The organism is Micromonospora sp. RTP1Z1, assembly GCF_033804685.1.
Taxonomy (GTDB): Bacteria; Actinomycetota; Actinomycetes; order Mycobacteriales; family Micromonosporaceae; genus Micromonospora.
Map to the genome: position 1 here is coordinate 1 of NZ_JAPFQV010000091.1, position 21,131 is coordinate 21,131.

At 75.3% G+C, this 21,131-nt stretch carries 14 protein-coding genes; 5 read left to right on the plus strand and 9 right to left on the minus strand.

Features of this window, described 5'->3' with window-relative positions; all coding sequences use genetic code 11:
- Positions 1-36: 36 nt before the first annotated feature.
- On the minus strand, positions 37-2,871 hold the full coding sequence (locus SLP03_RS29350; RefSeq protein WP_319463893.1) for a Na+/H+ antiporter subunit A: 2,835 nt from the start codon (positions 2,869-2,871) through the stop codon (positions 37-39).
- 151 nt (positions 2,872-3,022) lie between these two features.
- On the minus strand, positions 3,023-3,409 hold the full coding sequence (locus tag SLP03_RS29355) for a hypothetical protein (protein WP_319463894.1): 387 nt from the start codon (positions 3,407-3,409) through the stop codon (positions 3,023-3,025).
- Between the two features lie 172 nt (positions 3,410-3,581).
- Here SLP03_RS29355 and SLP03_RS29360 point away from each other — a divergent pair, with 172 nt between their 5' ends.
- The gene (locus SLP03_RS29360; protein ID WP_319463895.1) at positions 3,582-8,315 is read left to right on the plus strand and encodes a DEAD/DEAH box helicase; all 4,734 of its coding nucleotides are present in this window, start codon (positions 3,582-3,584) and stop codon (positions 8,313-8,315) included.
- 142 nt (positions 8,316-8,457) lie between these two features.
- Here SLP03_RS29360 and SLP03_RS29365 read toward each other — a convergent pair whose 3' ends face one another.
- Positions 8,458-9,552 (minus strand): TIGR03118 family protein, encoded by a 1,095-nt coding sequence (locus SLP03_RS29365; protein ID WP_319463896.1) that lies wholly within the window; start codon positions 9,550-9,552, stop codon positions 8,458-8,460.
- Positions 9,553-9,849: 297 nt separating this feature from the next.
- On the opposite strand from SLP03_RS29365, the gene SLP03_RS29370 reads away from it, so the two are divergent.
- From SLP03_RS29370 to SLP03_RS29385, 4 genes are all read left to right on the plus strand, one after another.
- The gene (locus tag SLP03_RS29370; protein ID WP_319463897.1) at positions 9,850-10,635 is read left to right on the plus strand and encodes an SAM-dependent chlorinase/fluorinase; all 786 of its coding nucleotides are present in this window, start codon (positions 9,850-9,852) and stop codon (positions 10,633-10,635) included.
- A 44-nt stretch (positions 10,636-10,679) separates the two neighbouring features.
- Complete coding sequence (locus tag SLP03_RS29375; protein ID WP_319463898.1) at positions 10,680-10,922, plus strand: CPCC family cysteine-rich protein; 243 nt, start codon at positions 10,680-10,682, stop codon at positions 10,920-10,922.
- 87 nt (positions 10,923-11,009) lie between these two features.
- Positions 11,010-11,903 carry a zinc finger domain-containing protein gene (locus tag SLP03_RS29380; protein ID WP_319463899.1) on the plus strand — a complete coding sequence of 298 codons (894 nt, stop codon included), beginning with the start codon at positions 11,010-11,012 and terminating at the stop codon, positions 11,901-11,903.
- A gap of 165 nt (positions 11,904-12,068) precedes the next feature.
- Positions 12,069-15,677 carry a multicopper oxidase domain-containing protein gene (locus SLP03_RS29385; RefSeq protein ID WP_319463900.1) on the plus strand — a complete coding sequence of 1,203 codons (3,609 nt, stop codon included), beginning with the start codon at positions 12,069-12,071 and terminating at the stop codon, positions 15,675-15,677.
- A 21-nt stretch (positions 15,678-15,698) separates the two neighbouring features.
- Here the strand turns inward: SLP03_RS29385 and pspM are convergent, their stop codons facing one another.
- The 6 genes from pspM to rimO all read right to left on the minus strand — a co-directional run bounded on the left by pspM (position 15,699) and on the right by rimO (position 21,080).
- Positions 15,699-16,478, minus strand: coding sequence for a phage shock envelope stress response protein PspM (gene pspM, locus SLP03_RS29390; protein WP_319463901.1), 780 nt, complete (start codon positions 16,476-16,478; stop codon positions 15,699-15,701).
- A 23-nt stretch (positions 16,479-16,501) separates the two neighbouring features.
- Positions 16,502-17,374, minus strand: a complete 873-nt coding sequence (locus tag SLP03_RS29395; RefSeq protein ID WP_319463902.1) for a PspA/IM30 family protein — start codon at positions 17,372-17,374, stop codon at positions 16,502-16,504.
- A 194-nt stretch (positions 17,375-17,568) separates the two neighbouring features.
- Positions 17,569-18,003 carry a helix-turn-helix domain-containing protein gene (locus SLP03_RS29400; RefSeq protein ID WP_319463903.1) on the minus strand — a complete coding sequence of 145 codons (435 nt, stop codon included), beginning with the start codon at positions 18,001-18,003 and terminating at the stop codon, positions 17,569-17,571.
- Between the two features lie 226 nt (positions 18,004-18,229).
- On the minus strand, positions 18,230-18,784 hold the full coding sequence (locus SLP03_RS29405; protein ID WP_319463904.1) for a CinA family protein: 555 nt from the start codon (positions 18,782-18,784) through the stop codon (positions 18,230-18,232).
- A gap of 137 nt (positions 18,785-18,921) precedes the next feature.
- Complete coding sequence (gene pgsA, locus SLP03_RS29410) at positions 18,922-19,503, minus strand: CDP-diacylglycerol--glycerol-3-phosphate 3-phosphatidyltransferase (protein ID WP_319463905.1); 582 nt, start codon at positions 19,501-19,503, stop codon at positions 18,922-18,924.
- Between the two features lie 77 nt (positions 19,504-19,580).
- The gene (rimO, locus tag SLP03_RS29415) at positions 19,581-21,080 is read right to left on the minus strand and encodes a 30S ribosomal protein S12 methylthiotransferase RimO (protein WP_319463906.1); all 1,500 of its coding nucleotides are present in this window, start codon (positions 21,078-21,080) and stop codon (positions 19,581-19,583) included.
- Positions 21,081-21,131 lie beyond the last annotated feature (51 nt).

Sequence of the window (21,131 nt, forward strand, 5' to 3'; positions counted from 1 at the left end):
ACTGCGGGGCTCGCAGAACCGGCTCACTCCTCGCGCTCACGTCCGGTCCCCCTCCCGCTCGACCGCCAGGCCCCCCTCCGGGCCGCCGCTCGCCTCGATGTGCCGGTCCACCTCGGCGCCGAGGCTGCGCAGGATGTCCAGCACCAGCCCGACCACGATCAGGTAGACGCCGATGTCGAAGAAGAGCGACGTGACCAGGTAGCAGTGGCCGACGGCGGGCAGCCAGAGGTCGACCTTCACGCTCTCCAGCACGGATCCGGTGCGGAGCAGCCCGATCACGCCGGTGCCGACGGAGACGGCCAGCCCGGCGCCGAGCACGGTCCCCGCCCCGACCGGCGCCGCCTCGGCCAGCTCGTACCGGCCGCCGGCCAGGTAGCGGATCGCGAGGGCGAGGCCGGCCACCAGGCCGCCGGCGAAACCGCCGCCGGGGGCGTTGTGCCCGGAGAAGAGCAGGAAGAGGGAGAAGACCAGCACCGTGTGGAAGATCAGCCGGGTGACCACCTCGAAGACGATCGACCGGCGCCGCTCGCGCAGGGTGGCCCCGCCGCGCAGCCAGACCGGTCGCCGGTCCCGGTGGCGCCCGGACGGCGCGGGGCGGCGCGGCCGCGGCCCGGTGCGGGACCGTTCGAAGATCAGGCTGGCCACCCCGGTCGCCGCCACCACCAGCACGGAGATCTCCCCCATGGTGTCCCAGGCCCGGATGTCGACCAGGGTCACGTTGACCACGTTGCGGCCGTAGCCCTGGGCGACCGCCAGGTCGGGAAAGGCGAGCGAGATCGACGGCGTCCGCCGGGCGCCGGCCGCCGCGAGGGCGAGGCCGGCCATCACCACCCCGGCCGCCACCCCGATCCCCCGCCGCAGCCACCGGCTTCGGCGCAGCGGCCGGGCCGAGAAGCGTTCCGGCAGCCGGCGCAGCACCAGCACGAAGACCGCGATGGTGACGGTCTCCACCAGGAACTGGGTGAGCGCCAGGTCGGGGGCACCGTAGAGGACGAACATCATCGCGGTGCCGTAGCCGGTCACCCCGACCAGCAGCATCGCGGTGAGCCGGCGGCGGGCGCCGACGGCGAGCACCGCCGCCACCGCGATCACCAGGCAGACCACCAGCTGGGCGGGGGTGTCCCAGAGCGCGATCCGCTCCCGCCAGGGGCGGGCGGACAGCATCGCCGCGCCGGGCACCAGCACCAGCGCGAGCAGGATGGCGCCGAGGTACTGCGGCAGCGAGCCGCGCTGGGTGGCGCCGGTGACCTCGATGGCGATCCGGTCGAACCGGTGGGTGACCCATTCGTAGCCCTGGTTGCCGCCCACCGGGAAGTGGAGCCGGGCCAGCGCGGGGGCGAGCGGGCCGCGTACCGCGTGCAGCGCGACGCCACCGGCGACCGCGACCGCGGAGAGGCCCAGCGCCGGGGTCGGCCCGTGCCAGAGCGCGAGGTGTTCCTCCACCGGGCCGAAGAGCTCGGCGTACGGCCGGAGCATGCCACCCAGCCAGCCGGCGGCGGGGCCGGCGGCCAGCCCGGCGGCGGCGAGCAGGGCCGGCGGCGCCAGCATCGCGGCAGGGGCGGGGGCGAGTTCGGTGGGCGGCGTGCCGGGGCGGACGCCGAAGGCGCCCCAGAGGAAACGGATGCTGTACGCGACGGTGAGGGCGGTGCCGCCGACCAGCACGGCGAGCACGAGCGGCCGGTCGGTGAAGGCGGCGAGGACCGCCTCCTTCGCGACGAAGCCGAACAGCGGCGGCAGCCCGGCCATCGACGCGGCCGCGAGCCCGGCGACCACCGCCAGCAGCGGCGCGGTCCGCCCGACCCCGGAGAGCTCCCGCAGGTCACGGGTGCCGGCGCAGTGGTCGAGGAGGCCGACGACGAGGAACAGGGCCGCCTTGAACAGCGCGTGCGCCAGCAGCATCGCGGCGCCGGCCAGCGCGGCCTTCGGGGTGCCCGCGCCGATCACCACGGTCAGCAGGCCGAGCTGGCTGACCGTCCCGTACGCCAGCAGCAGCTTCAGGTCGGTCTGCCGCAGCGCCGCCCAGCCGCCGGCTACCAGGCTGACCAGCCCGGCGACCACGGTGACCGGCCGCCACGGGCCGGCGACCGCGAGCACCGGGGCGAGCAGCCCGACCAGATAGACCCCGGTCTTCACCATCGCCGCCGCGTGCAGGTACGCGCTGACCGGCGTCGGCGCGGCCATCGCCACCGGCAGCCAGGAGCTGAACGGCACGACGGCGGACTTGGCCAGCGCCCCGGTCAGGATCAGCAGCACCGCCACGGCGAGGTACCGGCCACCGGGCAGCGGCGCGGCGGCGATCGCCGACCAGTGGTAGCCGCCGGCGTGCCGGCCGAGCAGGAGGAAGCCGACCAGCATGGCCAGCCCGCCGAGGGTGGTCACGGTCAGCGCCTGGGCCGCCGCCCAGCGGCTGGACCGCCGTTCGGTGCTGTGCCCGATCAGCAGGTAGGAGAAGACCGTGGTCAGCTCCCAGAAGACGTAGAGCAGCAGCAGGTCGTCGGCGACCACCAGGCCGAGCATCGCCCCGGCGAAGGCGACCAGCACGGCCGCGAACCGGGCCAGCCCCGCCGAGCCGGGGTGGAAGTAGTGGGCGGAGTAGACCAGCACCAGCGCGCCGACGCCGCCGACCAGCAGCACCATCAGCCAGGACAGGGTGGTGACCCGCAGCGCGAGGTCGAGGTGGAGCTGGCCGATCCACGGGTACGTCTCGACGACCGCGCCGCCGTCGCGGACCGCCGGCGTGTGGGCCACGGCCCAGCCGAACGCGGCGGCCGGCGCGAGGGCGAGCGGGTAGCAGGCGCGCGGACCCCACCAGCGGACCAGCAGCGGGGCGAGCAGGGCCGCCACCAGGTGCAGGATCAGCAGTACGAGCACGCGCGCTCCAGGTCGAGTGGGACCGCACGCCGGGACGGGCACGCGCCGGCCACGACCGATCAGACGTCAGATCGCCGGCCCAGGGGCGGTTTTGGGGAAAACCGCCCGGCCGGGGCCGGACCGGGGCAACGACGCGGTACGGGGTACCGGGTCAGCGGAACGCGCCGTCGCCGGCGGAGAGCGCCGGCGCGCGGGACGGCCGCTCCCGGCGGGTCTCCACCAGCAGGTCGGGACGGCCGAGCTGGCGCACGGCCTTGTTGACCACCCGCTGGGCGGCGGCGAGGGACCGCACCGAGAGCAGCCGGCCACGGCTCTCCCGGCGGAGGACGAAGTAGTGCACCGCTGCGCGCACCAGTGCCCGGTCGGCGGCGCTGGACCGGGCCGTCGCGATGACCAGCTCCCGCAGGCAGCGGGCGAGCTGCTCGGCGAGTTCCAGCTCGGGGCCGTACAGGCCGGTGCGGAGCGCGGCGAGATGGCTGTCGACCTTACGGATGAGCACGTCGGTCACGGGCCCGGAGCCTCGCTCGTCGACGGTCATCCAAAGCCCTCCACCCCGTGCTGCGTTGCGAGTGAAGTTACTTTATGTTGCGCCACAGAAGCAAGCAGTTAAGTGAGACTTAACGCGTTCAACGTCGCATCCGTCGCGTAAGAGCCGGAGCCGGACAGAACCCGCGCCCACCGAAGGCCGGATGTCGCACCGGCGGGGCAGGATGGGAGGCGTGGCGAAAGAGGTGACCGGCGGGGACGTGGCGGTGCTGGCGGATTTCGGCGCGGCGACCCGGGAGTGGTTCACCGCGGCGTTCGCCGCGCCCACTGCGGCCCAGGCCGGCGCCTGGCGTTCGGTGGCCGCCGGGCGCAATGCCCTGGTCGTCGCCCCCACCGGTTCCGGCAAGACCCTCGCCGCGTTCCTCTGGTCGCTCGACCGGCTGGCCAAGGAGCCCCTTCCCGCCGAAGCGCGGCAGCGCTGCCGGGTGCTCTACGTCAGCCCGCTGAAGGCGCTCGCCGTCGACGTGGAGCGCAACCTGCGCGCCCCGCTCGCCGGCATCCGGCAGGCCGCGACCCGGCTCGGCGTCGCCCCGCCGGACATCACCGTCGGGATGCGTACCGGCGACACCCCGGCCGACGAGCGCCGCGCCTTCGCCCGCACCCCGCCGGACATCCTCATCACCACCCCCGAGTCGCTCTTCCTGCTGCTCACCTCCGCCGCCCGGGACTCGCTGCGCGGGATCCAGACGGTGATCGTCGACGAGGTGCACGCGGTCGCCGGGACGAAGCGCGGCGCCCACCTGGCCCTCTCCCTGGAACGCCTCGACGAGCTGCTGGAGGCGCCCGCCCAGCGGATCGGCCTCTCCGCCACCGTCCGGCCGATCGACGTCTGCGCCCGCTTCCTCGGCGGAGCCCGCCCGGTCGACGTGGTGCAGCCCCGCAGCAGCAAGACCATCGAGGTCAGCGTCCAGGTCCCGGTGGAGGACATGACCCGCCTCGACGAGCAGGAACAGCCGGCGGACGACCTGGGCGGCCCCGGCGGCCCGCGCCGGGCGTCGATCTGGCCGGCCGTGGAGGAGCGGGTCTTCTCGCTGATCCGGGCGCACCGCTCGACCATCGTCTTCACCAACTCCCGGCGCAGCGCGGAACGGCTCTGCGCCCGGCTCAACGAGCTGGCCGCCGAGGAGCTGGCGGTCGCCCTGGGCGGGCCCGACGGCACGCCGGGGGGCGGGCTCACCGCGCCCGGCGGGGGGCCGGTGGGCGTACCGGAAGGGTCGGCGCGGGACGGCGGGCCAGCGGCCGCCGACGACGGTCCCGGGCGCGGCGCCGACGCGTGGGGTGGGCCGGTCGGGCCGGTGCGGGCGCCGCGCCAGCCGGCGGAGGTGATGGCGCAGTCCGGCGCGGCGGCCGGCGCGGCCCCGGTGATCGCCCGGGCTCACCACGGCAGCGTCTCCCGTGAGGAGCGCAAGCACATCGAGGAGGCGCTCAAGTCCGGCCAGCTCCCGGCCGTGGTCGCCACCTCCAGCCTGGAGCTGGGCATCGACATGGGCGCGGTCGACCTGGTGGTGCAGATCGAGGCGCCGCCGAGCGTCGCCGCCGGCCTGCAACGGGTCGGCCGGGCCGGGCACCAGGTCGGCGCGGTCTCCCGCGGCGTGGTCTTCCCCAAGCACCGGGGCGACCTGCTCTCCTGCACCGTCGTCGCCGAGCGGATGGCCGCCGGCGCCATCGAGGAGTTGCACTACCCGCGCAACCCGCTCGACGTCCTCGCCCAGCAGGTCGTGGCGATGGTGGCGCTCGAACCGTGGCGGCTCGGCGACCTGGCCGTGCTGGTCCGCCGGGCGGCGCCCTTCGCCGAGCTGCCCGAATCGGCGCTGCACGCCGTGCTGGACATGCTCTCCGGGCGGTACCCGTCGACCGCCTTCGCCGAACTGCGGCCCCGGCTCGTCTGGGACCGCGCCACCGACGTGCTCACCGGCCGGCCCGGCGCCCAACGCCTCGCGGTGACCAGCGGCGGCACGATCCCCGACCGGGGGCTCTTCGGCGTCTTCCTGGCCGGCGCGGAACGCGCCGCCCGGGTGGGCGAGCTGGACGAGGAGATGGTCTACGAGTCCCGGGTCGGCGACGTCTTCCTGCTCGGCTCCTCCTCATGGCGGATCGAGGAGATCACCCCCGACCGGGTGCTGGTCTCCCCCGCCCCCGGCCAGGCCGCCCGGATGCCGTTCTGGAAGGGCGACCAGCTCGGCCGCCCGGTCGAGTTGGGCCGCGCCATCGGCGCCCGGGTCCGCGCCCTGGTCCGGCAGGACGACGACACCGCGACCGCCGCGCTGCGCGCCGGCGGGCTGGACGACTGGGCCGCCGGCAACCTGATGGCGTACCTGCGCGAGCAGCAGGCGGCCACCCGCTCCCTGCCGGACGACCGGACGGTGGTCGTCGAACGGTTCCGCGACGAGCTGGGAGACTGGCGGCTCGCCGTCCACTCGGTGCTCGGCGCCCGGGTCAACGGCCCGTGGGCCCTGGCGATCGGCCGGCGGCTCGCCGAGCGGTACGGCCTGGACGCCCAGGTGATGCCCTCCGACGACGGCATCGTGGTGCGGCTGCCCGACACCGCCGACGAGCCACCCGGCGCCGACGTGGTGGTCTTCGAGCCCGACGAGATCGCCCAGCTCGTCGAGGAGTCCGTCGGCACCTCCGCGCTCTTCGCCGCCCGGTTCCGCGAGTGCGCGGCCCGGTCCCTGCTGCTGCCCCGCCGCGACCCGCGCCGCCGGCAGCCGCTCTGGCAGCAGCGCCAGCGCGCCGCCCAACTCCTCGACGTCGCCCGCGAGTACGCCGACTTCCCGGTCACCCTGGAGGCCGCCCGCGAGTGCCTGCAGGACGTCTTCGACCAGCCCGCCCTGGCCGGGCTGATGCGTGACCTGGCCGCCCGCAAGGTGCGCCTGGTCGAGGTGGAGTCCGACCGGCCCTCGCCGTTCGCCCGCTCGCTGCTCTTCGGGTACGTCGGCGCGTTCCTCTACGAGGGCGACGCCCCCCTCGCGGAGCGGCGGGCCGCCGCTCTCGCGCTCGACTCGGGCCTGCTCGGCGAGCTGCTCGGCCGGGTCGACCTGCGCGAGCTGCTCGACCCGGCGGTGCTCGCCGAGACCGAACGGCAGCTGCGCTGGCTGACCGAGCAGCGCCGCCCCCGCGACGCCGAGGACGTGGTCGAGCTGCTCCGGGTGGTCGGCGACCTCAGCGAGGCCGAGCTGGCCGAGCGGGGCGCGCCGGTGGCGTGGCTGACCGAGCTGGAGGCCGCCCGCCGGGTGCTGCGGGTCCGCATCGCCGGGGAGGAACGCTGGGTCGGCGTCGAGGACGCCGCCCGGCTGCGCGACGCGCTCGGCGTGGCGCTGCCGGTCGGGGTGGCCGAGGCGTACCTGGCGCCGATGGCGGATCCCCTCGGCGACCTGGTCGCCCGGTACGCCCGCACCCACGGCCCGATCGCCGCGGCCACCTGCGCCGCCCGGTTCGGGCTGGGCGTCTTCGTGGTGGAGCAGACGCTGCGCCGGCTCGCCGCCACCGGGCGCGTGGTCTCCGGCGAGTTCGCCCCGGACAGCGTCGGCACCCAGTGGTGCGACGCCGAGGTGCTGCGCCTGCTGCGCCGCCGCTCGCTGGCCGCGCTGCGCCGGGAGATCGAGCCGGTGCCGCCCCGGGCTCTCGCCGCGTTCCTGCCCCGCTGGCAGCAGGTCGGCTCGTCGGCGCGGGGCGTGGAGGCCCTCGCCGCCGCCGTCGAGCAGTTGCAGGGGGCGTCGGTGCCCGCCTCCGCGCTGGAACGTCTCGTGCTGCCCGCCCGGGTCGCCGACTACTCTCCCGCCCAGCTCGACGAGCTCTGCGCCAGCGGCGAGGTGGTCTGGGCCGGGTCCGGGGCGATCTCCGGCGGCGACGGCTGGGTCACCCTGGCGTACGCGGACGCCGCGCCGCTGCTGCTGCCCCCGCCCGACGACGCGCTCACCCGCACCCCGCTGCACGACGCGGTGCTGGACGCGCTCGCGGACGGCCAGGCGCTCTTCTTCCGCTCGCTGTCGGACCGGGTGCGAGCCACCGACGACGCCGCGCTGACCGCCGTCGTCTGGGACCTGGTCTGGGCCGGTCAGCTCACCAACGACACGCTCGCCCCGCTGCGGGCGGCGCTCGGCGGTGGAGGCGCCCACCGGTCCCGCCCGTCCGCGCCGCGGACCCGCTACCGCCGTCCCGGCCGGGTGGCGCTGCCCGGCCGCAGCGGCCCGCCGACAGTGGCCGGCCGCTGGTCGCGGCTGCCCGAGCGGGACCTCGACCCGACCCGCCGGGCCGCCGCCCTCGCCGACCTGCTGCTCGAACGGCACGGGGTGGTCACCCGGGGTGCGGTCATGGCCGAGCAGGTGGTCGGCGGCTTCGCCGCGGTCTACCCGGTGCTGTCGGCGTTGGAGGAGCGCGGGGCGGCCCGCCGGGGTTACTTCGTCGAGGGGCTGGGCGCCGCGCAGTTCGCCGTCCCGGGCGCGGTGGACCGGATCCGGGCCCTGGCCGATCCGGCCGACGGCGGCCGGGGCCGGGGCGGCGGCGGGCCGACCCTGGTGCTGGCCGCCACCGACTCGGCCAACCCGTACGGCGCGGCGCTGCCCTGGCCGGAGCGGGTGGTCGACTCGGGCGACGGCGCGGCTCCGACCACCGGGCACCGGGCCGGGCGCAAGGCCGGCGCGCTGGTCGTGGTCGTCGGCGGCGACCTGGTGCTCTACGTGGAGCGGGGCGGGCGGACGATCCTCTCGTTCGCCGACGACACCGACGCCCTCGCCGCCGCGGGCAAGGCGCTCGCCGACGCGGTGCACTCCGGCGCGCTCGGCGCGATGTCGGTGGAACGCGCGGACGGCGAGGCGGTGCACTCCTCGCCGCTGCGGGACGCGCTGACCGCCGCCGGCTTCCGCGCCACCCCGCGCGGCCTACGGCTGCGCGGCTGACCGCCCGGGACGGCGTACGACGGGTTGGTGACTCAGCGCGGGCTCGACCCACGGTCGGGGCGGCATCGGAAGGCGGCGCGTAGGAGAACAGGCCGCCGCGCCCCCGGGTGACCCCGGGGACGCGGCGGGTGCGAGCCGACTGTCAGCTCGTCGGGATCAACTGACCCACCAGACCGTGCTGCTCGTCGTCCGGCCCGGAGCTGAACCAGAGCGTTCCCTCGCCGCCCGTCTCCTCAGTGCCCGGCAGCAACGCCCAGAGGCCGTCGATGGTGATGATGTCGCCGTCGTCGTCACGCAGTTGACCCTCGAACTCGTCGCGGTCGAAGACGTTGATCCGGCCGTCGCCGAAGTTGCCCACCAGCAGGTCGCCGGCGAACTTGCCGAAGCTCTCCGGCGCGATGGCCAGACCCCAGGGCGCGTTGAGGGTTCCCTCACTGGCGACCCGTCGGACGTGCCGGCCGAGGTCGGTGAACAGGTCGACGAAGCCGAGCCCTTCACCGTGCACGTCGTCTTTGGCGTTCTCGTCCTGCTTCGCGTAGGTGACGTAGATCCGCTCGCCGACCGTCAACACGTTGAACGGCGCGAACCCGTCGGGCAGGTCCTCGTCCTGGAAAGAGGAGTCCGGCAGGTCCACCTTGTCGAAGTTCTCATCGAACACGTCGATGCGCGCGTGGTGGAAGTCGGTGGCGAGCAGGAAATTGCCGTGGTCGGTCTTCAGCAGCGCGAGTCCCTTGTAGATCGCGCGGTTCTGGTGGGCGACGACGACCCCGTCGGTCCCCGCGTTCGGGTTCCACGCGATGAGGTCACCATTCTCGTTGACGAAGAGGAACCTGGCCGGCTCATCACCACCCGCCCCCGGTACGTCGAAGCCGTCCGTGTCGTTGAACACCGCACCGGTCGGCCCACCGGGAATGCTGACGGTGAGATCCACCTTGTCGACGGGCTCGCCGTCCACACCGCCGCGGTAGACGGTGGCCGTGTTCGTGCCGTTGTTGGCTACCCACAGCGGCGTGTCCGGCCCCAGGGCCAGGCCCCAGGAGTTGACCGCGTCCGGATCCACGAGCACTCGTCTTCGTGAATGCTGATCCAGCTTCTGGTCCGACACCTGGTTGATGACATCGAAGCGGGGAGCCCGGTGGTCCTCGTGGCCGCCGTCGTCCGCCATCGCCGGACTGCCTACGGCGGTGGCCGCGGCCACCGCCCCGATTGTCAACAGCCGTGCGATCTTCGTCGCCATTTCTGCTCCTTCCGATCGGCTGACAGGAAAGCCTGCGTGCACGATGAGAACCTGGTAGCTGTCGCGGGCGCAGGCACGGGGGCGCCAGGTGGTTCGGAGAGTGGGAAGTCGTGGAGCCCTTCGTCATCCGACGCTGGTTGGGCGCCCGTAAAGACCCTTCCACGAGGATCGCGAACTCAACGCCTGTTTCATGAATTTTTGTCAGCTTTACCCGCTGTTGGGGGATCACCTCTCGAGGCGCGCCGCCGGCAGCCCACCTGTGGCATCGGCGGCGCAGCAGCGCGTTAGCCTGCCCGGATGGGCGGCCACACCTGCATCTCGCTGACCACCGACTACGGCCTCGCCGACGGTTTCGTGGCGGCGTGCCACGGCATGATCGCCCGGATCGCGCCGGCGGTACGGGTGATCGACGTGACCCACCTGGTGCCGCCGGGGGACGTCCGCCGGGGCGCGGCGGTGCTCGCGCAGACGGTGCCGTACCTGCCGGTGGGAGTGCACGTGGCGGTCGTGGATCCGGGGGTGGGCACCGGCCGGCGGGGCGTCGCCGTGGCCGCCCCCGGCGGGCTGCTGGTCGGGCCGGACAACGGGCTGCTGCTCGACGCCGCCGACGCCCTCGGCGGGGTCACCGGCGCCGTCGAGCTGACCAACCTGGAGTGGCTGGCACCCCGGGTCTCCCGCACCTTCCACGGGCGGGACGTCTTCGCTCCGGTCGCCGCCCGGCTGGCGCTCGGCGCGCCGCTGGCCGGGGCCGGCCCGGCGGTCGACCCGGCGACGCTGGTCCGGCTGCCGGCGCCGGTGGTCCGGCGGACCGGCGCGGGGTTCGCCGCCGAGGTGCTCACCGTGGACCACTTCGGCAACGTCCAGCTCGCCGCCCCGGGCGAGCTGCTGGACCAGCTTCCCGAGTGGATCCGGGTGGGCGGCCGGACGGCGGTACGCGGGCGGACGTTCGGCGACGCCGCGGTCGGCGAACTGGTCGTCCACGTCGACTCCGCCGGCCTGGTGGCGGTGGCGGTACGCGACGGCCGGGCGGTCGACCTGCTCGCCGTACGCCCCGGGGACGTCCTGTCGCTGACCGGAGCCTGAGATCACGACTCCCCGGCCGACGTCGAGTGTGGAATGCTGCTCCGGTGGGTGAGCACTGGGTTCCCGTCGTTTGTCCGTGTTGCGTGTCCCGGACCGGCGGGGGCACCTGCCCGGTCTGCTTCTGGACCGACGACGGCCAGTCCGAGGCGGACGCCGACGTGGTGCGGGGCGGCCCCAACGGCGACCTGAGCCTCACCCACGCCCGGCTGAACTTCGCCGTCTACGGCGCCAGCCACCCGCGTTACCAGGACATGGTCCGCTCGGCCCTCCCCGACGAGCGGCCCTGACCGATGCCCACCGGGCCCGGTGGGGCCCCGGATTCCGCACATATAGCCACACATGCGGATACCGCCCGGGCGAGGGAAGATGGTGAGGTGCCCGAAGGCGACACCGTCTGGAACACCGCCCGCGTCCTGCAACGCGCGCTGGCCGGTGCCCGGCTCACCGGATCCGACTTCCGCGTGCCGCAGCTCGCCGCGACCGACCTGACCGGCTGGACCGTCCGCGAGTCGGCCAGCCGCGGCAAGCATCTGCTGCTCCGGCTCACCGCCCCGACCGGCACCGGACCAGCCGGCGACGCGGCCGGACCCGACGACACGGCCGGACCCAGGGGCACACCCGGGCCCGGCGGCGCGGTCGGCGGCGGGCGGGACTGGACGCTTCACTCGCACCTGCGGATGGACGGCGCCTGGCGGGCGTACGCGGCGGGCGAGCGGTGGGCCGCCCGGCCGGCGCACCTGATCCGGGTGGTGCTCCGTTCCGCCGGGGCGGTCGCGGTCGGCTATCACCTGCACGAGCTGGCGTTGATCCCGACGGACCAGGAGGAGTCGCTGGTCGGCCACCTCGGGCCGGACCTGCTCGGCCCGGACTGGGACCCGGTCGAGGTGGTCCGCCGGCTGGCCGCGCAGCCGGACGCCACCATCGGCGAGGCGCTGCTCGACCAGCGCAACCTGGCCGGCGTCGGCAACCTCTACAAGTGCGAGGTGCTCTTCCTGCGCGGTGTCTCGCCGTGGACGCCGGTCGGCGCGGTGCCCGACCTGACCGGCACGGTCACCCTGGCGCAGCGGTTGCTGGCCGCCAACCGGGGGCGGTGGACGCAGAGCACCACCGGCTCGCTGCACCGGGGGCAGACCAGCTACGTGTACGGCCGCCGGGCCCAGCCCTGCCGCCGCTGCGGCACCGCGATCCGCAAGGAAGAGCTGGGTGAGCGGGTCACCTACTGGTGTCCGGTCTGCCAGCCGGAACGCCCCCGCCCCTCCGGACCGTAGAACTTCCACGAACCGGTCAAGATCGCCCGAGATAGGGACGATTGGGTAGTTCCCCATCCCGGCGTACGCGTCGCATGCTGCGGTGGAGTGCTCACCGATCGTCAGCAGCGCGCCCGCTCGCCACGCCTAAGTGGCGGCCGTCGCGTCCCGATCCCGGGGAGAGCCATGGCCCTGTTCCGCAGACTGCGGCCGAGCTGGGCGGACCGCGCGGCCCGCACCGGCGAGGACCGCGCCCCGACCGTGCCCGCCGCCCGGACCGGCGGGCCGGGCGACCCCACGCCGGCCAGCCTCGACCCGGCCGCCGTGCCGCGCTGCTTCGGTCCGGTGCCGAACTTCGCCGGCAGCCCGCTGCCGGTGCTGGACCGGCACGGCCGGCCGGTACCCGGCACCGGCATCCGCAAGTTCGTCGACGCCCTGCCGCTGCCCGGGCCGCTGGGCCGCAACGGGTTGGGCGCCCACCTGCCGGTGGCGGTGGCGGATACGATCACCTGGCCGGGCTGCGACTACTACGAGATCGGGTTGCAGGAGTACACCCAGCGGCTGCACCGGGACCTGCCGGCCACCCGGCTGCGCGGCTACCGCCAGCTCAACCTGGGCACCGACCCGGCCGGGCACAACACCGTGCCCCCGCCGGACCGGCCCTGGCACCTCGGTCCGCTGATCATCGCCCGGCGCGGCCGGCCGGTACGGATCAAGTTCATCAACCAGCTCCCGACCGGCCGGGCCGGCGAGCTCTTCCTGCCGGTCGACGACACGGTCGACGGGGCTGGCGTGGGGCCGCTGGACGGGCCGGCGCCGTACCCGCAGAACCGGGCGGCGCCGCACCTGGCCGGCGCGCAGACGGCCTGGATCAGCGCGGGCAATCCGTGGCGGTGGGTCACCCCGGCGGGCGAGATCACCCCGTACCCGACCGGGGTCGGGCTGACGCCGGTGCCGGACATGCCGGCGCCGGGCGCGGGCGCCACCACGCTCTACTTCCCGAACGAGCAGAGCGGCCGGCTGATGTGGCTGCACGACAACACCCTCGGCCTGTCCCGGCTCACCGTCTACTCCGGACAGCTGGCGCTCTACCTGCTCACCGACCCGGCGGAGGAGCGGCTGGTCGCCGACGGCGTGCTCCCGGCCGACCAGCTGCCGCTGGTGATCCAGGACAAGACATTCGTGCCGGACGACGACCAGCTCGCCGCGCAGGACCCGACCTGGGACCGGGACCGCTGGGGCACCAAGGGCAACCTCTGGCACCCGCACGTCTACCAGCCCCGGCAGAATCCGTACGGCACCGCCGGGACGAACCCGACCGGTCGCTGGGACTACGGGCCGTGGACCCACGACCCCGACGGCGCCGGCAGCCCCTGGGTCGCCCCGGTGCCGAACCCGCACCACGACCCGGTCGCCGAGCCGGACGAGCCGCCGCTGACGCCGGGCGTGCCGCACCCGTCGGCCGTCCCCGCTGCGTACGGGGACACCATGCTGATCAACGGCGCGGCGTACCCGTACCTGACCGTCGAACCGAGGGCGTACCGGTTCCGGATCCTCAACGCCTCCGCCGACCGCAGCCTCAACCTCCAGCTCTACCGGGCCCGCTCGGACGGTCCGATGTGGCCGGACGACGGCGGACCGGCGGACCCGGACGCCGGGGAGGTGCCGGCGGTCGAGGCGGTCCGGGCGGCGGGCCGGCCGGCGTCCTGGCCGAGCGACGGGCGGGACGGCGGGGTGCCGGATCCGCGGGCGGCCGGACCGGAGCTGATCCAGATCGGCAACGAGTGCGGCCTGCTGCCCGCCCCGATGGTGCTGACGAACCGGCCGGTGGGCTACCGGTACGACCGGCAGGACCCGACCGTGCTCAACGTGGACGGGCACGCGCTGCTGCTCGCCCCCGGCGAGCGGGCCGACGTCGTGGTGGACTTCGCCACCGTGCCCCCGGGCGCCACGCTGATCCTCTACAACGACTGCCCCGCCCCGCTGCCCCGCTTCGACCCGCGGTACGACCACCACACCGACGCCCCGGACCGCACCGCCGTCGGCGGGCTCCCGCCCACCCGGCCGGGGTACGGCCCGAACACCCGGACCCTGCTCCAGATCCGGGTGGCCGGCACCCCGGCGCCCCGGTACGACCTGGCCCGGCTCGCCGAGCGCCTGCCCGCCGCGTACGCGGCCAGCCAGCGCCCGCCGATCGTGCCGCAACCGGCGTACGACGCGGCGTTCGGCACCCGGACGCCCCGGGAGACGCTGGTACCGGCGCGCGTCGCCTCGGTCGGCGTCACCCCGCCCGGCGCCGCCGCCCCGGTCACCCTCCCGCTCGCCGTGAAGGCGGTCGGGCAGGTCTTCGAGCCGCGGCACGGCCGGGCGGTGGGCCGGCTGGGCGTCGGCCACCCGCAGGCCGGGGCGCGCACCGCGGCCACCCTGCCGCTCGGTCCCGTCGACCCGGCGACCGAGGTGCTCTTCGCGACCGACCCGACCGTGCCGCTGGGGGCGCCGGCCGACGGCACCCAGCTCTGGCGGATCGTCGGCGACGCGCCGCAGACCCATCCGGTGCACGTGGAGGGCTGCGACGTGCAGCTGGTCAACCGGGTCGGCTGGGACGGCACGGTCCGGCCGCCGGACGCCAACGAGCTGGGCTGGAAGGAGACCGTCCGGGTCAATCCCCGGGAGGACGTCGTGGTGGCGCTGCGCCCGGTGCCGGCCACCCTGCCCTTCAAGATCGGCGACAGCGTACGGCTGCTCGACCCGACGCGCCCGGCCGGCGCCCGGCTCGACGCCTCCCCGGTCAGCCCGATCGACGGGCGGCCCGCCACGGTGGTGAACCAGCTGGTCAACCTCGGCTGGGAGTACCGCTGGCACACTCGCGCCGCGGGCCTGGCGGACCAGGGCATGAGCCGGCCACTGGTGCTGCGGGTGTCCCCCAGGGCGCCGACCGGGCTGACCGCCACCCCGGCGCCCGGCTCGGCGACCGCGCTGCCGGCGATCGCGCTGGCCTGGACCGGCAACGGCAGCCGCCCGCCGGCCACCAGCCACCTGTTGCAGCGGTCCACCGACGCCACCTTCAGCACCGGGTTGACCGAGATCACCGTGGCGGCCACCGCCGCCCGGTACACCGACGCCACGGTCACCCCGGGGGTGACCTACCACTACCGGATCCGGGCGGAGAACGCGGTGAGCTGCTCGTCCTGGTCGAACAGCGTGCCGGCGTCGGTGCCGCTCACCGCGCCGGCCCGGCTGACCGCGGCGGTCCCGCCGGCCGCGCCGCTGCGGGTGGCGCTGCGCTGGGCGAACCGCTCGTTCGCCACCGGGGTCGACGTGCAACGGGCCACCAACCCGACCTTCACCAGCGGGCCGGGCACCACCGCCATCGCGGTCGGCGACAACCACGTCGACCCGGCCGTCGCCCCGGACACCACGTACTACTACCGGGTCCGCACCACCTACCTGGGCGCGGCGTCACCCTGGTCCACAGTGGCTACGGTGACCACCCCGCCCCGGCCCGGCACACCGGGCACGGTGATTGCCACTGCCACCGCCCCCACGCCGGACACCGGGACGGTGATCCTGAGCTGGTCGGCCAGCACCCCTACCCGGCCCGGGTCCGGGTTCGTGGTGCAGCGGGCGCTCGACCCGGCGTTCGGCCGCGAGTTGGCCACCTTCACCGTCACCGGGCGGGGCTTCACCAACACCGGGCTGGCCCGGGGGGTCACCTATCACTACCGGATCCGGTCGTTCAACGTCGTGGGCACCTCCGCCTGGACCGGCCCCATCCCGGTCACCACCCCGGGGTGAGGGCGCCCGCCCCGGCCCGGCTCAGGGGGTGCGCAGGGGCATGCCGACGGTCCGGAGCTCGGCGAGCGCCGAGGCCACCCCGTGCAGCAGGTCGGTCGCCTCGGTGAGCCCGGCGGCGGCCGGATGCGCGATGGCCGGGCGGGCGTCCTCGGCGACGTAGCCGGCCGCCGCCACGACCAGCCGCTCGTACGCGGACACCCCGGCGTCCAACTGGGCGACCAGGGTGCCGTGCGCCTCGGCGAGCGGCGTCCGGGCCTCGGCCGGGGCGAGCCGCAGCGCGCGTTCCACGCTGGCCACCCGCTCGGCCAGGTCCCGCAGCGAGCGGTCGGCGGCGGCGGCCTCCCGCACGGCCGGCTCGGCCAGCCCGGTCAACCGGCCCGCCATCCCGGCCAGGGTGAGCGCGGCCCGGTCCAGCCGGGCCCACGCCTCGGCCGCCGTGGTGCCGCGCATCGCCAGCCGGGAGCGCACCCGGCGCACCTCGGCCAGCACGCCGGGGCCGACGGGCAGCCGCTCGACGGCGGCGACCAGCCGGGCCCGGGAGCGGGCGGCGGCCTCGGCCGGGTCGAGCGCCGGGGGCACCGGCACGGCGACGAGCGCCCGCAGGTCGATCCAGCGCCAGGCGGCGACCGCGATGGCGCTGCCGGCGGCGCCGGCCCAGGCCGCGTCCGGCAGGCCGAGCCCGGCGTACGGGGTCAGCACGGCCGCGGCGCCGCCGAGCCCACCGGCCAGTACGCTCCACCGCCGGGCGGAGCGTCGCAACCGACGCAGCCGGCGGAAGTGCCGCGCTCGTTCGTCTGCCATTCCCGCCTCCTCGCCCGTCCGGGTCAGCCCGTGGGGGTGCTGTCCCCGGTGCCGCGTTCCCGGCTCATGCTGGCCCGGATCTCGTCGAGTCGGGCGGCGGCCGCCGGGTCGGCGGCCGGCGCGCTCTCGCCGCCCTGCCCGACCGCGGGCCGTTCCTGCCGGCCGGTGAGCTGTTCGCCGGCCACGCTCGACCGGATCTGCTCCAGTCTGGCCGACCCGGCCGAGTCGAGGGTCGCCTTCTGAATCTCGAGCATCCGGCCCTCGACCGAGTTGCCGGCCAGCTCGGCGCGGCCCATCGCGGTGGCGTACCGGCGCTCGATCCGGTCCCGCACCTCGTTCAGGGTCGGGGTGCTGCCGGGGGCGGTCAGCGAGGACATCGACTCCAGCGAGCGGGCCACGCTCTCCTGCATCTTGGCCTGTTCGAGCTGGCTGAGCAGCTTGGTCCGCTCGGCCAGCTTCTGCTGGAGGATCATCGAGTTGTTCTCCACCGCCTTGCGGGCCTGGCCGGCCGCGCCGAGCGCCTGGTCGTGCAGCGTCTTCAGATCCTCGGTGGCCTGCTCGGCGGAGACCAGCTGGGTGGCCAGCAGCTGCGCGGACTGCTCGTACCGGCCGGACTCGGCCTCGTCGCCCCGGACCCGGGCCTGGTCGGAGAGGACCAGGGCCTGCCGGGCGTTGGCCTGGAGCTGCTCGACCTCGGAGATCTGCCGGGACAGCTTCATCTCCAGCTGGCGCTGATTGCCGATCACGGCGGCCGCCTGCTGCACCAGCGCCTGGTGCTGCCGCTGGGCCTCCTCGATGGCCTGCTGGATCTGCACCTTCGGGTCGGCGTGCTCGTCGATCTTCGCGCCGAAGAGCGCCATCAGGTACTTCCAACCCTTGGCGAACGGGTTAGCCATCTCCGCGTTGTCCCCTCAGTAGCGTCGCTCCGCCTTGACCCAGCCGGGCGGGGCCGACCGGCGGGCCGCGCGGCATGTCCCCATCGTCCCAGCCCGACGCCAGCCCGGCACGGGTACGGCGAGGGGGCGATCACGCGGCCCTGATCAACCCTACGCGGCGGGGGCCACCCGGGCCATGGAGCGCGGCGCGCGGATCAGGCGGCGCAGACCACGTCCCGGTCCGCGGGGCGGACCCGGGTGCTGCGCAGCGTGGCCTTGAGCGGCGAGTCCTGGCGGACCTGGACGGCCACCGCGCCGTCGGAGGTGACCTGACGGACCCCCCGGTTGGTGGCCTTGCGGACGGCGGCCGCCGGGACCGGCTCGTCGACCATCGGGACCAGCACGTTGGGCATCTGCTCGGCCAGGGTGACCGTGTCGCTCACCTCGCGCAGCAGCTCGGAGAGGCGGGCGCCGAGCGCGTCGCAGATGGCGGCCAGCAGCTCGCTGGAGGGCTCCTTCTGGCCGCGCTCGATCTCGGACAGGTAGCCGAGGCTCACGTTGGCGGCGGAGGAGACCTCGCGCAGGGTGCGGTGCTGCCCCTGCCGGCGCGCCCGCAGGGCGTCACCGATCACCCGGCGTAGCAGGACCATCGCACCTCCCCCTGACGGGACCACCATCTCCGGCCGGGCATGCCTCGCCGGACGCGGCGGGCCGCCTCCGGCGCCGACGTCCACCGCCGGAGCCTTCCCGCAACCGTACCCGTTGGTCGGGCCGGCGACATCCCGCCCCGCCCCTCCGATCCCGCCGATAGGGCCACGCCGGCCCCCGGCGGCGTACCCGCCGTCGGGCGTGTCGGGATCGGTGCCGTGGCCGGCGTCACCGGTGACCGGCGCCCGCCGGGTCGGCCGCCCGCGCCTCGTCGGCCTGTTCGGCGTGGTCGATCCGCTCGGACAGCAGTCGCAGCGCCTCGATCATCGCGGCCGAGCGGATGTGGTCCCGGCCGCCGTCCAGGTCGAGCCGCCGCACGTCCGTGCCGCCTGGCCCGGCCACGGCGACGTACACCAGGCCGACCGGCTTGCCGTCCTGCGGCTCCGGCCCGGCCACCCCGGTGGTGGCCAGCCCCCAGTCGGCCCCGCAGCGCCGTCGTCCGCCCTCGGCGAGCGCGACCGCCACGTCCGGGTCGACCGGCCCGCGCTCCGTCAGCAGCTCCTCCGGTACGCCGGCCAGCTCGGACTTCAGTTCGGTGGCGTAGACCACCAGGCCGCCCCGGTAGACGCCGCTCACCCCGGCGATCTCCACGATCGAGGCGGAGAGCAGCCCGCCGGTGAGGGATTCGACGGTCGCGAGGGTCTCGTGCCGCTCGTGCAGGCTGTGCACCACGCCCGCCGCCGGGCTGCCGACCGTCCGCTCGTGGTTCGCGTCGGTCCCCATGCTGGACCTCCCTCCCTCCCCGCTCTACCCATCCTCCGCCCGGATCCGTTGATCATGAAGTCATCGCGACGACTCGCCGGGCCGACGGACGACAACTTCATGATCATCGGGCCGCAGCAGGCCGGGGGTGGGGTGGGTCAGGGGGCGGGGCGGCGAAGGCGGAGGGCCTGGGCGACGTAGTCGAAGCCCGTCAGCACCGTGACGATCACCGCGGCACCCATGATCCACGGGCCGACCCCGGTCAGGGCGGCGGGCATCGGCCACAGGTACCAGGTGATGGCCAGGATCTGGAGCGCGGTCTTGATCTTCCCGCCCCGGCTGGCCGCGATCACCCCGTGCCGGAGCACCCAGAAGCGCAGCGCCGTGATCCCCACCTCGCGGGCGAGGATCACCGCGGTCACCCACCAGGGCAGCAGGTCGTACCAGGAGAGCAGCACCAGGGCCGCGCCGGTCAGCGCCTTGTCGGCGATCGGGTCGGCGACCTTGCCGACCGAGGTGACCAGCTTGAACCGGCGGGCGATCCAGCCGTCCACCAGGTCGGTCACCGAGGCGACGACGAAGATCAGGCAGGCGGCCATCCGCCAGCCCGCATGGGTCATGACCGAGACGACCACCGTCGCCGCGAAGACCGGGACCAGCATCAACCGCAGCGCGGTCAGCGCGTTCGCCGCGTTGAGCACCGGCACCCGGGCCACCACCGTCGACTCCGCTCCGATCATGCCCGCACCCCGCTCCGGCCGCCGTGGCGTACCTGGCACCGCACCACGTGGCTCCCCCGCTCCGTCCGGGCCCGTCGTCACCGTGCCGCGCCGGGCGCCGCCGAGATCATCTCATCCGGTACGGCGACCAGGTCGACACCCTCGGTCGCGGTGACCGTGGCCCGGACCAGGTCACCGGGGCGCAACGCAGCCAGGTCCACCCCACCGCCGTCCGGCGCGACCAGGGTGGTCGAGCCGTCGACCTCGGGCGCCTGGTGGGCCGCCCGCCCCTCCACCACGCCGTCGGCGACCGAGTCGACCAGCACCTCGACCGTCGAACCGACCCGGTCCTCGGCCCGCTGCGAGCACAGCTCGTCGGCGAGCGCGCTGAGCTTGTCGTACCGGCGCTTGATGGTGGCGGCGGAGACCTTGCCGGGCAGGCCGGCGGCCTCGGTGCCGTCCTCGTCGCTGTAGTCGAACATGCCGATCGCGTCGAGCCGCGCCTCGGTCAGGAATCGGACCAGCTCGTCCACGTCGGCCCGGGTCTCCCCCGGGAAGCCGACGATGAAGTTGCTCCGGGCACCCACCTCCGGGGCCAGCGCGCGGGCGCCGGCCAGCAGCTCCAGGAACCGGTCGGTGGAGCCGAACCGGCGCATCCGGCGCAGCACCGGCTCGCTGGAGTGCTGGAACGACAGGTCGAAGTACGGCGCCACGCCGGGCGTGGTGGCGATCGCCTCCACCAGGCCCGGCCGGGTCTCGGCCGGCTGGAGGTAGCTCACCCGCACCCGGACGATGCCGGCGACCGCGGCGAGCTGCGGCAGCAGCTTCTCCAGCGCCCGCGGGTCGCCCAGGTCCTTGCCGTACGACGTCGAGTTCTCGCTGACCAGCACCAGCTCCCGGACGCCGGACTTGGCCAGCCACTCCGCCTCGGCGAGCAGCTCGTCCAGGGTACGCGAGACGAAGGCGCCGCGGAAGGCGGGGATGGCGCAGAACGCGCAGCGCCGGTCGCAGCCGCTCGCGAGCTTGAGCGAGGCGACCGGGCCGGTGTCGAGCCGGTGCCGCAGCACCTGCCGCAGGTGGGCCGGGGTGTGCTCGTCGGTCACCGCGGCGACCCGCGTCGGGGTGCCGTGGCCGGGCAGCGACACCGCCACGGCGCGGCGGGCGACCGGGGTGAGCGGCAGCAGCTCGCGGCGGTCCCGCGGGGTGTGCGCGGCGATCGCCTCGCCGGCCACCACGGCGTTCAGCCGGGCGGCGATGTCCGGGTAGTCGTCGAAGCTCAGCACCGCCTGCGCCTCCGGCAGGCTGTCGGCCAGCTCCCGGCCGTACCGCTCGGCCATGCAGCCGGCGGCCACCACCTTGGCGCCGGTGTCGGCGGCGGCGAGCAGCGTCTGGATCGAGTCCTGCTTGGCCTTCTCCACGAAGCCGCAGGTGTTGACGACCACCACGTCGGCGCCCTCGCCGTCGGTGGTCACCTGCCAGCCGTCGGCGTGCAGCCGGGCGGCCAACTCCTCCGAGTCGACCTCGTTACGGGCGCAGCCCAGGGTCAGTAGGGCGACGCGACGGCCGGGGGCGGCGGAGGGGGAGGTGGCAGACACCATCCGAGGGTACCGGGCCCCGTCGGGGTCCCCGCCAACGGCGGGGACCCCGAC

Coding starts and splice junctions, on each gene's coding strand:
- SLP03_RS29355 (WP_319463894.1), bottom strand. CDS start 3,409: ATGACCGTCGACGAGCGAGGCTCCGGGCCCGTGACCGACGTGCTCATC.
- SLP03_RS29360 (WP_319463895.1), top strand. CDS start 3,582: ATGGGAGGCGTGGCGAAAGAGGTGACCGGCGGGGACGTGGCGGTGCTG.
- SLP03_RS29365 (WP_319463896.1), bottom strand. CDS start 9,552: ATGGCGACGAAGATCGCACGGCTGTTGACAATCGGGGCGGTGGCCGCG.
- SLP03_RS29370 (WP_319463897.1), top strand. CDS start 9,850: ATGGGCGGCCACACCTGCATCTCGCTGACCACCGACTACGGCCTCGCC.
- SLP03_RS29385 (WP_319463900.1), top strand. CDS start 12,069: ATGGCCCTGTTCCGCAGACTGCGGCCGAGCTGGGCGGACCGCGCGGCC.
- pspM (WP_319463901.1), bottom strand. CDS start 16,478: ATGGCAGACGAACGAGCGCGGCACTTCCGCCGGCTGCGTCGGTTGCGA.
- SLP03_RS29395 (WP_319463902.1), bottom strand. CDS start 17,374: ATGGCTAACCCGTTCGCCAAGGGTTGGAAGTACCTGATGGCGCTCTTC.
- SLP03_RS29400 (WP_319463903.1), bottom strand. CDS start 18,003: ATGGTCCTGCTACGCCGGGTGATCGGTGACGCCCTGCGGGCGCGCCGG.
- SLP03_RS29405 (WP_319463904.1), bottom strand. CDS start 18,784: ATGGGGACCGACGCGAACCACGAGCGGACGGTCGGCAGCCCGGCGGCG.
- pgsA (WP_319463905.1), bottom strand. CDS start 19,503: ATGATCGGAGCGGAGTCGACGGTGGTGGCCCGGGTGCCGGTGCTCAAC.
- rimO (WP_319463906.1), bottom strand. CDS start 21,080: ATGGTGTCTGCCACCTCCCCCTCCGCCGCCCCCGGCCGTCGCGTCGCC.